The 10,750-nt window shown below is 70.1% G+C and carries 14 protein-coding genes; 3 read left to right on the top strand and 11 right to left on the bottom strand.

Annotated elements, in window-relative coordinates; translation table 11 throughout:
- The 4 genes from ACWDA7_RS32210 to ACWDA7_RS32195 all read right to left on the bottom strand — a co-directional run.
- Window positions 1–658 (bottom strand): DUF4097 family beta strand repeat-containing protein (locus tag ACWDA7_RS32210; protein ID WP_450608734.1); only part of this gene is annotated, 658 nt, incomplete at its 3' end.
- Between the two features lie 286 nt (window positions 659–944).
- A complete protein-coding gene (locus tag ACWDA7_RS32205; RefSeq protein WP_450608733.1) occupies window positions 945–1,091 on the bottom strand; it encodes a hypothetical protein in 147 nt (48 codons plus the stop codon).
- Window positions 1,037–1,438: an alpha/beta hydrolase family protein gene (locus ACWDA7_RS32200; protein WP_450608736.1), complete on the bottom strand. Its 402-nt coding sequence runs from the start codon at window positions 1,436–1,438 to the stop codon at window positions 1,037–1,039. The genes ACWDA7_RS32205 and ACWDA7_RS32200 overlap by 55 nt, the downstream gene beginning before the upstream one ends.
- Window positions 1,333–1,704, bottom strand: coding sequence for an alpha/beta hydrolase (locus tag ACWDA7_RS32195; RefSeq protein WP_450608731.1), 372 nt, complete (start codon window positions 1,702–1,704; stop codon window positions 1,333–1,335). Before ACWDA7_RS32195 ends, ACWDA7_RS32200 begins: the two co-directional genes overlap by 106 nt.
- 57 nt (window positions 1,705–1,761) lie before the next feature.
- On the opposite strand from ACWDA7_RS32195, the gene ACWDA7_RS32190 reads away from it, so the two are divergent.
- Complete coding sequence (locus ACWDA7_RS32190; protein WP_450608730.1) at window positions 1,762–3,030, top strand: NAD(P)/FAD-dependent oxidoreductase; 1,269 nt, start codon at window positions 1,762–1,764, stop codon at window positions 3,028–3,030.
- A 91-nt stretch (window positions 3,031–3,121) separates the two neighbouring features.
- Here ACWDA7_RS32190 and ACWDA7_RS32185 read toward each other — a convergent pair whose 3' ends face one another.
- The 4 genes from ACWDA7_RS32185 to ACWDA7_RS32170 are packed head-to-tail and all read right to left on the bottom strand — an operon-like array spanning window position 3,122 to window position 6,942.
- Entirely contained in the window at window positions 3,122–4,114 is a 993-nt protein-coding gene (locus ACWDA7_RS32185) for an ABC transporter substrate-binding protein (protein WP_450608728.1), read from the bottom strand.
- Window positions 4,115–4,122: 8 nt separating this feature from the next.
- Window positions 4,123–5,145: an amidohydrolase family protein gene (locus ACWDA7_RS32180; protein ID WP_450608726.1), complete on the bottom strand. Its 1,023-nt coding sequence runs from the start codon at window positions 5,143–5,145 to the stop codon at window positions 4,123–4,125.
- Window positions 5,135–5,830 carry a 4-carboxy-4-hydroxy-2-oxoadipate aldolase/oxaloacetate decarboxylase gene (locus ACWDA7_RS32175; RefSeq protein ID WP_450608724.1) on the bottom strand — a complete coding sequence of 232 codons (696 nt, stop codon included), beginning with the start codon at window positions 5,828–5,830 and terminating at the stop codon, window positions 5,135–5,137. The genes ACWDA7_RS32180 and ACWDA7_RS32175 overlap by 11 nt, the downstream gene beginning before the upstream one ends.
- Window positions 5,827–6,942 (bottom strand): zinc-dependent alcohol dehydrogenase, encoded by a 1,116-nt coding sequence (locus tag ACWDA7_RS32170; protein WP_450608722.1) that lies wholly within the window; start codon window positions 6,940–6,942, stop codon window positions 5,827–5,829. The genes ACWDA7_RS32175 and ACWDA7_RS32170 overlap by 4 nt, the downstream gene beginning before the upstream one ends.
- Before the next feature lie 84 nt (window positions 6,943–7,026).
- On the opposite strand from ACWDA7_RS32170, the gene ACWDA7_RS32165 reads away from it, so the two are divergent.
- Together ACWDA7_RS32165 and ACWDA7_RS32160 are read left to right on the top strand one after the other, a co-directional pair.
- Window positions 7,027–7,974, top strand: a complete 948-nt coding sequence (locus ACWDA7_RS32165; RefSeq protein ID WP_450608720.1) for an ABC transporter substrate-binding protein — start codon at window positions 7,027–7,029, stop codon at window positions 7,972–7,974.
- A gap of 32 nt (window positions 7,975–8,006) precedes the next feature.
- Complete coding sequence (locus ACWDA7_RS32160) at window positions 8,007–8,459, top strand: RpiB/LacA/LacB family sugar-phosphate isomerase (RefSeq protein ID WP_450608718.1); 453 nt, start codon at window positions 8,007–8,009, stop codon at window positions 8,457–8,459.
- Window positions 8,460–8,507: 48 nt separating this feature from the next.
- Here ACWDA7_RS32160 and ACWDA7_RS32155 read toward each other — a convergent pair whose 3' ends face one another.
- From ACWDA7_RS32155 to ACWDA7_RS32145, 3 genes are read right to left on the bottom strand one after another with little or no spacing between them, the layout of a single operon-like run.
- On the bottom strand, window positions 8,508–9,362 hold the full coding sequence (locus ACWDA7_RS32155; protein ID WP_450608717.1) for an alpha/beta fold hydrolase: 855 nt from the start codon (window positions 9,360–9,362) through the stop codon (window positions 8,508–8,510).
- Between the two features lie 52 nt (window positions 9,363–9,414).
- A complete protein-coding gene (locus ACWDA7_RS32150; RefSeq protein WP_450608715.1) occupies window positions 9,415–10,248 on the bottom strand; it encodes a 3-methyl-2-oxobutanoate hydroxymethyltransferase in 834 nt (277 codons plus the stop codon).
- Window positions 10,249–10,258: 10 nt separating this feature from the next.
- Complete coding sequence (locus ACWDA7_RS32145) at window positions 10,259–10,750, bottom strand: 3-methyl-2-oxobutanoate hydroxymethyltransferase (RefSeq protein ID WP_450608713.1); 492 nt, start codon at window positions 10,748–10,750, stop codon at window positions 10,259–10,261.

The raw sequence follows: 10,750 nt of genomic DNA, 5'->3' as shown, positions 1-10,750 counted from the left end.
TGCGGGCGGTGATGTCGCCGTGGGAGGTGGTGGCGCGGATGTCGAGTTCGACGGTGCCGTCGTTCTTCAGGGCGTTGCTGATACGGCCGTGGCCGGTGCCGGCGTCCAGGGCAGCCGAGACGCCGCCGGCGGCGCCGACCGTGATGTCACCGGACTGGGTGCGGAGCACGACCGTGCCGCGCACGGCCTCGGTGATCCGGATGTCGCCCCGTGCGGTGCTGATCTCGGCGGGGCCGCCCAGCCGGCCGACTTCGACGTCGCCGTCGATCGCGGTGAGGCGGACGCTCGCGGCTTCGTCGATTTTGATGTGGCGGTAGGCGCCGTCGAAGGCGACATCGCCGAGGCGGCCGACGCCGCGCAGCTCACAGCCGGCGGCCGTGGCCTCGATGCGGGAACCGGCGGGCAGTTGGACGGTGACCTCCAGGGATCCGGAGGGACCGAAGAGCTGGTGGGTGGGCTTAGGGGTGTGGATCCGCAGGACGCCGTCGGTGTAGGCGACGGCGGTCTGCTCGGCCATCTGCATGTCGCGGCTCTTGGAGGGGTCGGCGGGTAGGACCTCGACGGTGGTGTCGGTGCGGTCGGCGGCGATGAACTGGATCCGTCCGGCGGGGATGTCCAGGACGGCGGAGATCGGGGTGGGGGACTCGAACTTCTGCATGATGCTCTCCTGCACTCATTCGTTGTTTCCGATGCAGGAAACGCTACGTTGCTTTCCAAGATCTGGCAACACACTCGTTGCGCAGAATCAGCATCATTGCAGGTGAGATCACTGTGATCGTTGCAATGGTTTCGCCGCTAATGCAACGGTGACCACTCCGAGCGTTGCAACGAGCGAGAAGTAAACGCTATGACCAGAGGGGACCAGGGACCCCCGCGAAGGATCAGCGAGCCAGACCGCGATGCCGCGCGGCAGCACCTTCTACGAACCCAGCCGTCGGCCGCAGTCACCTGACCAGCGGCTCCGCGAGGAGAACGACTCGATCAGCGTCGACTTCGAAGCCGAGCACCGGATGGCCGTAGCCGCCCTCCGGATCCATCAGCACCGGCATGCCCAACCGCCGCCCGATCTCCCGAGGGAAGCCGCAGAACACATCAAGTCGCTCCTGCCCCTGCAACTGCCGCCACCGGGTTCAGTCGCCGGATGCGCCCGGCCGCCGTCCTGCGTAGCGTGCGCCCCACGCGGAGAGCACGTGGGCCGCGACTGCGCGTCCCGCGGTCGGGTCAGCAGATGGTCCGCGCCGTCCAGCACGACGAAGCTCTTCGGGTGCCGGGCGGCGTCGAAGATGACCCGCACGTTGTCGATGCCCACCAGGGTGTCCGCGGGCGGGTGCATCACCAGGAGGGGCACGCCCAGGCGAGCGATGCGCTGGGCCTGCGGCTGTCCGGCGCTGTCGTCGAGGAACTCCCGGTGGATGCGGAAGGTGCGGCCACCGAGCAAGACCCGGGCCTCGCCCGACCGTTCGATCTCCGCACCGCTGCCGCCGGCAGGTGTGCCACGTGCGCCGGGTCCGCGGTGGCGGCGATCGTCGCCACCCCCGGAACCCGGGCACGTGCCGCGCCGCCGAGTGAGTGGCCCACCAGGAGCACGGGCGTCTGGAACCGGTCCCGCAGGTGGCCGGCCGCGCTCACCAGGTCGTCGACATTGGACGAGAAGTCCGTGTCGCCGAAGTCCCCGCCGGACTCGCCCTGCCCTCTCGACCGCACCCGGCCTCATGTTGGTATAATGGTCTGACATTTAGGAAGGTCGAGAGGGGCCACGTCATGACGGGCGGAACGCTCATCGTCGGCGCCAGCCAGGCTGGTCTGCAACTGGCCGCTTCACTGCGGCAGTTCGGGGACACCGAGCCGATCACTCTGGTGGGTGAGGAGACCCATCCGCCGTACCAGCGACCGCCTCTGTCGAAGGAGTTCCTGAGCGGCAAGACCGACCTCGAGTCGCTGACCCTGCGCGCCCCGTCGTACTACGCCGACGCCGGCATCGAGCTGGTCAGCGGCGAACGGGTCACCGAGGTGGCCCTGTCCTCCGCCGGCCGGCAGGGCTCGGGCGTCGCCGGGGCCGCGAGCGGGCGCACGTTCGCCTTCGACCGGCTGGCGCTGACCGTGGGCGCCACGCCCCGGCGGCTGGACGTCCCCGGGGCCGGCCTCGACGGCATCTGCTGCCTGCGTGACCGCGACGATGCCGCCTACCTGCGCGAACGCCTGGTACCAGGCGCGCGGGTGGTGGTCGTCGGGGGCGGTTTCATCGGTCTTGAGGCGGCCGCAGTGGCGCGTGCGCTCGGCGAGGAGGTCACCGTCGTCGAGGCCGCCGACCGGCTGATATCCCGCGCCGTGGCCCCCGTCGTCTCGGAGTTCTACCGTCGGGCCCATCTGCGGCGCGGCACCCGCGTGCTGCTGTCGACGGGCGTCTCGGGCTTCGAGGGCGCCGAGGGGCGTGTGCGTGCCGTACGGCTCACGGACGGCACGGCGCTGCCGGCGGATCTCGTGCTCGTCGGGGTCGGCGTGCTGCCGCGCACCGAACTCGCCGAACAACTGGGGCTCGCCTGCGACCGCGGCATCATCGTCGACGTCCGGGCCCGCACCTCCAACCCCCATGTCCACGCGGCCGGCGACTGCACCGTTCAGCCGCATCCCGTGCCGGGTCTGGGCGCCGTGCGGCTGGAGTCCGTGCAGAACGCCGTCGCGCAGGCCACGGCCGCGGCCGCCTCACTGCTCGGCCGGCCCGTCGGGGCGCGGCCGGTGCCCTGGTTCTGGTCGTACCAGGGTGATCTGAAACTGCAGATCGCGGGACTGTCGGCCGGCTACGACGAGTACGTCGTGCGGGGCGAACCCGACAGCGAGCGCTTCTCCGTCTTGTACTACCGGCGGGGCGAACTCCTCGCGATCGACGCCGTCAACAGCCCCGCCGACTACATGGCGGTCCGCAAGGCGCTGGCCGTGGGCGCGGTCCTCCCCGCGAGCGCCGCTGCCGATTCCGGCACCCCGCTCAAGACACTGCTGGCGGCCCGCCCCGACGCGGTGTCCTCCACCTGAACTCCTGAACTCCTGAACCAGCGGGGCGTGCGGCTCTGTGCCACACGCCCCGCTTTCCGTCTTTTCCCCTCGGCTGGCGTTCGATGGCCCGTCAGATCACCGCGGACTCCAGCGACTCGGGGGCGAAGATCTCCTCCGGCTGCCACAGGCGCGCGGACAGCCCCTGCTCGTGGTGGTACTGCAGGAACGTCGCCAGCGTCTCCCGGTTCGCCGGGACCCCGTAGGACCAGTAGTCCCTGCCCATCAGGGCGCGGGCCTCCTCCAGCTGAGGGATGAGCCAGGGCAGCATGAAGCGCAGCGCCGAGGTGTCGTACAGGTTGTCGTACGCGGCGTCCCGCGCCGCCAGCAGGGCCTTGTACAGCGACTGGGCGACCCAGCGGTGGCGGTCGTAGACGTCCCGGCGGATCGCCACCACGTGCATGATGGGGAAGATGCCGGTGGCCGCGTAGTACTCCTTCTCGGCGGCGATCACGTCCGGGAACACCCGGCGCACGCGCGGGTCGCCTGCGGCGAACGGGCTCGGTACGCGCGGGGTGCACAGGGCGTCGATCTCGCCCTCGGCGAGCATCTGCGCGAGCGTGCGGTCCTCGGGGATGCGGCTGATGCGCAGCGAGTCCGGCAGGTCGACGCCGGCCTTCTCGATGCGGCCGGGCGTCTCCTGCCCGCCGGTGACGTACTCGGCCGAGTCGACCGGCACCTCGTGCCGCTCGGCCAGGATGCCGCGCATCCATACGCAGGCGGTGAGCTGGTACTCGGGGGTGCCGATGCGTTTGCCGCGCAGGTCCTCCGGCCGGGAGATGCCCGCGTCGGCGTGGCAGTAGAGGGCGCCGTGCCGGAACATGCGTGAGGTGAACACCGGCAGGGCCACGAAGGGCGAGGGGTCTTCGCGCAGCGACAGGACGTAGGAGGACAGCGACAGCTCCGCGACCTCGAACTCCTGGTGTCGCATCATCCGGAAGAAGGTCTCTTCCACCGGCAGCCGCAGATAGGTGAGATCGATGCCGTCGGGTCGGACGGCGCCCTCCGCCAGGGCGCGGGTGCGGTCGTAGTCGCCGCAGGCGAAGGTGAGGTGCAGTCGGGTCATGGGGGGTCCTACCTGCCTTGTGCCGTCAGTCGTGCGTCCAGGCGCGGATAGACGCGCCGGGCGTTGGCCTCGAAGACCTGGTGCCTCTGCTCGTCGGTGAGCCCGGCCCGGTCGACGTAAGTCTTGGTGTCGTCCCAGGCGATGCCGGTGTCCGGGTCGGCGCCGCGCACGGCGCCGAGCATCTCCGAGGCGAACAGGATGTTGCCGGCGTCGACGACTTGGTGCAGCAGGTCGATGCCCGACTGGTGGTACACGCACGTGTCGAAGAAGACGTTGTCCTTGAGGTGCTCGGCCGGGTCCGGCCGGCCCAGCCGCATGGCCAGCCCGCGGTAGCGGCCCCAGTGGTAGGGCACGGCCCCGCCGCCGTGCGGGATCACGAACCGCAGGGCGGGGAAGCGGGCGAACAAGTCGCTCTGGACGAACTGCATGTAGGCCGAGGTGTCCGCGTTGAGGTAGTGGGCGCCCAGGGCGTGGAAGTTGGGGTTGCAGGACGCCGATACGTGGATCATGGCGGGGACGTCCAGTTCGACCATCGCCTCGTACAGCGGGAACCAGTACGGGTCGGTGAGCGGTGGCGAGGTCCAATGGCCACCGGACGGGTCGGGGTTGAGGTTGCAGCCGACGAACCCGAGGTCCTCCACACAGCGGCGCAGTTCGGCGATGGCGTCGTCGAGGGCACCGCCCGGCGTCTGCGGCAACTGGCACACGGCCGCGAAGTTCCGCGGGAACAGTCCGACGGCCCGGTGGACGAGGTCGTTATTCGCACGTGCCCATGTACGGGCGGTCGCCGGGTCCGGGACGTGATGTTCCATGCCGGATGCCTTCGGCGAGAAGAGCATCAGGTCGCCGCCGCGCTCCCGCAGCAGCTTCAGCTGGTTGCTCTCGACGCTCCCGCGGATCGCGTCGTCGCTGATCGCGGCGGGTTCGGGGACAGGCAGCGACGGGTCGGCGAGACGGGCCAACTGCGCGTCCCGAAAGGCCTGATGGGGTCCGGGTGCCGTGGTGTAGTGGCCATGTACATCAATGATCATCCGTGGCCTCCCGGTCGATGTAGGTCAGGCCCTTGTGGGCCAGGCGCTCACGCATCGAGTTGACGTCGAGGCTCAGCTCGCCGCTCGCATAGCGTTTGCGGCTGACGGCTTCCTTCTCCTCCCGCGCCCGGCACCCGTCGAGCACGGCCTGGGCATCCTGCCGCGGCACGACGACCACACCGTCGTCGTCGGCGACGACGACGTCACCGGGCTGGATGTGCTGCCCGGCGCAGACAATCGGGGTGTTGACGTCACCGAGGGTCTCCTTGACCGTGCCGAACGCGCTGATGTGCCGCGCCCATACGGGGAATCCCATGCGCTGCAGCTCCGCCACATCACGGCAGCCGGCGTCGATGACCACTCCGCGCACACCACGCGCGGAGACCGCGGTGGCCAACAGGTCACCGAAGTAGCCGGCCTGGGAGGGCGAGGTCGGGGAGACCACGAGGATGTCGCCGTCCCGGCACTGCTCCACCGCGACATGAATCATCCAGTTGTCGCCGGGCGGCACGCTGACGGTCACGGCCGTGCCGGCGATGTGCGCCCCCGGCCACACGGGCCGCAGCGCGGGGTCGAGGAGGCCGGTGCGCCCCTGAGCCTCGTGGACGGTGGCGACGCCGAATCCGGCGAGCGCGCCGACGGTCTCCCGCCGGGCGCGGCGGGGGTTGCGGACGACGGTGCTCATGCCGCCGCCCAGGGCAGCAGGGAGACGTGCACGGCGTCCTCGCCCGTCTCTCCGCCGACGGTGCGGATGGCACGGTCGGCCCCGGCCAGCGGGAAGCTGTGGGTGCTCAGCTTCTCCAGCGGGAAGCGGCCCGAAGCGAGCTGTTCCAGGGCGAGTTCGCAGGAGCGGTAGCTGTGTCCGCGGGCGCTCTTGAGGGCGATGGACTTCTCCGTGAGCTTCTTCATCGGGAAGTCGGGGAAGGCCGCGAGTTCGCCCTGGGCGACCATGGTGCCCTCGCGCCGCTTGAGCGCGTCGATGCCGAGCAGTACGGGCGCGGTGCCCGCGCCCGCGGTGCAGTCCAGGACCACGTCGACTCCACGGCCGCCGGTGATGTCCAGGATGCGGGAGAGGGCGTCCTCCTGGGTGATGTCGATGACGTGGTCGGCACCCAGCTCCCGGGCCAGGGACAGGCGCGCCGCGTCCCGGGTGGTGCCGGTGACGATGATGAGGGAGGCACCGGCCTGCTTGCAGGCGACGACTTGGGACAGCCCCTGCTGTCCGGGGCCCTGGATGAGGACGGTCGAGGCGTAGCCGACGCCCGCGGTGAACAATGCCCACTCGATGCCGTTCGACAACGGCGTGACAAGCCCTGCGAGTTCGGCGGACACCCCATCGGGCACGCGGTGGGTGACCGAGTTCCACGGCAGATAGAGGTACTGGGCGAAGCCGCCCCAGAGGTGGTACGGGTGGTTCGCCGATGTGTAGCCGTACCGGCGGGCGTCGGGGTTGGTACGCCAGTCGGTGGCCTCGCAGTGGCGGTACTCGCCCCGGTGGCACCACTCGCAGCGATAGCAGCCGACGTAGTGCTCGACGAACACCCGGTCCCCTTCGGCAAGGCCCTTGCGTTCGGTGAAGGCGCGGCCGGCCTTCGCGATGACGCCCACGTTCTCGTGTCCCATGATCACGGGGTCGGTGAACGGCGGCTTTGCGTACATCTTCACGTCGGTGCCGCAGATGCCGGCCACCTCGACCTTCAACAGGGCTCCGTCGTCGGGTATGTCCGGCATCGGGAACTCCCGCAGCTCGGTCCGGCCGGGCGCCGTTCTGACCGCCGCCAGCACCTGTTCCGCCATGACGTCGTCTCCTCACGTTCGGGGATGTCCCGCCGGAACGACAGTCTATGGACTTATGGACTAACCATGCTACCTTTTCGAGTCATGGCCGTACCTCAACTCAGGACCGTGACCCGGACGCAGGGCAACAACGAGGCGCTCAAGTCGGGGGTGGTCACGCCCCGCGGCTTCCGCTTCGAGTTCGAGGAAGTCCCCGTTCTCGTCGATGCCTTCCGGCGCATGGTGCGCGGGCTGGAGTTCGACGTCAGCGAGATGGCACTGACCACGTATCTGGTCGCCAAGGCGCACGGGGCGCGGTTCACCGCCGTGCCCGTCTTCCTGGTGCGCGGCTTCCACCACGGGGCGGTCTTCCATGACCCGGCGTCGGATGTGCGCAGCCCCAAGGACCTCGAGGGCCGCAGGGTCGGCGTCAGTCGGGGCTACACGGTGACCACCGGCGTCTGGGCGCGCGCCGTCCTCCAGGAGGAGTACGGCGTGGACCTCGACAAGGTCACCTGGGTACTGTCGGGCGACGAGCACGTCGCGGCGTACCGACCCCCGGCGAACGTCGTTCCCATGGACTCCGGTGGTTCGCTTCAGGACGCGCTGCTCGCCGGGGACCTCGCCGCGATGATCGGGCCCAGGCCGGCGTCCTCGGCCCTCGCTCCGCTGATCCCTGAGCCCCAGGAGGCGGGCCTCACCGCCCTGCGTGAACGCGCCCTGTACCCGATCAACCACCTGATCGTCATTCGTGACGAACTGCTGACGGAACAACCCGAGTTGGGCGCCCTGGTCTTCGACGCCTTCGCCCGGGCCAAGCAACTCTACGTGGACCGGCTGCACAGCGGAGGCATCAACTCGCCCACCGCCACGGACCGCATGTACCGGCGGGTCCTGGAGGTGACCGGCACGGATCCGCTGCCGTACGGCCTGGAGCCCAACCGCGCCGTGCTGGAGGAGCTGATGCGTCACGCCGTGGACCAGCGCATCCTCGAACGGCCCCTTCTGCTGGAGGAGTTGTTCGCCGAGAACACGCGCACGCTGATCGCCTGACCGCACGCTCACCGTCAGCCGAAGGGACCCGTATGCGCATCGCCATCGCCGCCGACCACAACGGCTACACCCTGAAAGTCCGGCTCACCGCCTGGCTGACCGCACAGGGGCACACCGTCGACGACCGCGGCAGCCACAGCGACGAGACGGTCGACTACCCGCCGCTGTGCGCGGACGTGTGCCGGCAGGTGACCGAAGGTCACGCCGAGCGCGGGATCGTCCTCGGTGGAAGCGGACTCGGAGAGACCGTCGCCTGCAACAAGATCCGGGGGATCCGGGCGGGGCTGTGCCACGACCTGTGGAGCACCCGCATCTCCCGCGGCAACAACGACTCCAACGTCCTTGTCCTGGCAGCCAAGATCCTGGTACCCGAGGACGCCGAGGACATCGTCGGGACATGGCTGACGACGCCCTTCAAGGGCGGGGTGCACGCACGGCGGCTCGAGCAGATCGCCGCGCTGGAAAGGGACTCGGCGCGCACCTGAGCCAGGGGCCCGGCCGCGCCTCCCCTCCCGGCCGGGCCCCTTCGCCCCCTACTTCCGATCTCCGGCCAGGAACTTCAGCACCCGTGCCGGCGCCGACTCCTCGGTCTGCTCGGCCACCGGTGCATCCCAGTACTCGTTGTCGGGCAGGCATTCCTGCAGATACCTGGCGGCCGACGGCGCGTGCGACGTGTCCTCGCCGGGGACGATCAGCGCCGGTACGTCCAGCCCGAGCAGGTCTTCCGGTTCAGGACCCGGCACGGTGTCCCGGTCGAACAGCAGCCGCGCCATGCCGGTGACCGTCGCCCGGTAACGGTCGAGGTCGGTCCGAGCGTAAGCGTCGGCGAACCCGGCGTCGGTCCGGATCACCCGGGCCCAGGGGCCGACCCGGGGATCCTTCGTGAAGCCTGCGTCCGAGGCACGCGCGAGGGACACCACCTGCGCGAGCCCGTGCTCGTCGGCGTACACCGCGTGGCTCCGGAACCGATCGTGCTGTTTCATCCGGTACTTCACCCCGCCCGCAGGCGAGTACAGCACCATGCTCAGCACCCGCTCGGGGTGGGCGACCGCGAATGCGGCGACGGTGGAACAGCCAACGCATCCCCCCATCAGGTGCGCCCGCTCGATCCCGAGGTGGTCGAGCAGGCCGACACCCTGGTGGACGTAGTCGGCCCAGGAGATCCGCTCCAACCGTCCCCCCGACCGACCCGACTCACGCCGGTCGAAGGTCACGCAGGTGTAGCTCTCGGTGAGGTGGTCGAGCAGTCGCAGGCGCCGGTAGACACCCACGGTCTGCCAGCCCTCCAGACTGGAGTCGAAGCCTCCGGGAGAGAACATCAGCAGCGGCGGTCCCGAGCCGTTGACCTCGTAGCGTGTCGGAATTCCGTCGATGACGGCGGTGGGCACGGTAGTTCACTCCTTTCGCGTCATGCCGGCCGACCCGATGGCCGGCCGATTGTCAGGTCGCCGGCGGGACGGGCACACCGCCGGCGACCTGGCGTGCCGCTCGCACGTCCGCGGCGTAGGCGGTGATCGCGTCGAGCGTGATCCGGGCGACGTTGGCGTAGGTGTCCGGGGGATCGTCGAGGGCGGACGCGGCATAGCCGATGGCGGCGTGGGCCATGCGCATCCGCCCGTCGAGCCAGGGACCGCCGCCGAAGCCGCCGAGCACCGGGATGGAGACGGCCTCGGCCACGGCCGCCCCCACCACCGGCCCGGAGTTGGTGAAGTTCAGCAGGGCGGCACCCGCCTCCTCAAGCCGTTCGGCCTCCGCGACGAGGACGTCCTTCATCTCCACCGGCACCTGGTCGGCACTCGATGGAATGGCGTGGTACTCGACTCCGTACCGCAGCGCCGTTTGCGGGGTGATCCCGAACTGGGCGAACACCGGGATGCCCGCGCGAGTGATCGCCGAGACGGCTTCGGGGAATTCGGAGGCCGCGTCCACCTTGACCATGTCGACTCCGGCCTCCTTGACGAACCGGATGGCCGCCCTGACCGCGCTGTCCGTTCCCTCCTGCAACGGGCCGAAGGGGAAGTCGGCGCTCACCAGGGCCCGCCGCACACCCCGGCGTACCGCCTGGGTGACGGTGATCATCTGATCCATCGTCACCTCGAAGGGGTTGCTCTGCCCCCACAGGTTCACGCCGACGGTGTCGCCGACGGAGACCAGGTCGACGCCGGCCCGGTCGACGATGCGCGCGATCTGGTAGTCCCAGGCCACGACACCCACGATCTTGCGCTTCTCGTCCTTCATGCGCTGCAACCCGCGCAGGGTGACCTTCTCGGGCATACGGGTCCTCCTAGACCCTGAGGGCCGTGAGCAGTTCGAAGGCGTCGCCCTCGTCGGCGGACAGCAGCAGCACGCGGGCATAGGGCCGCAGAGCCGCGACGGCGTCGTCGGCCTCGAAACCGTCGCCCAGGATCACGCCCGCCGTGGTGATCCCCCGCCGGCCGCAGATCCTGCCGATCGCGGCCGCCGCGGCCCGGCCGCCGTCCTCCGTGGCGAGGACGACGACAACGTCGGTGCCGGCAAGAACCTCGTCGAGCGGGACGGTGGGACCGTCCAGCTCGTGCAGCAGGCCGTCGCCGTCCCGGATCTCGCGGCTGGTGTAGAAGCGGGCATGGGCCCAGGACCGCTCGGCGAGACGGCGCACCACCGACGCGGCTCGATCGTCCAGCGCCACCACCCGCGCGGCCCGGGCCGGAGCGATGGGTACGTCGATCCGGAACCGGGACTCGCTCGCCGAGGCCGCTCGGGCGCTCTCACTCAGATGCATCGACGCGGTCGTCAT

Source organism: Streptomyces sp. NPDC001156, assembly GCF_053598275.1.
The sequence above is the reverse complement of the archived record's forward strand: the minus strand, read 5'-3'. Positions and strand labels throughout refer to the sequence as shown.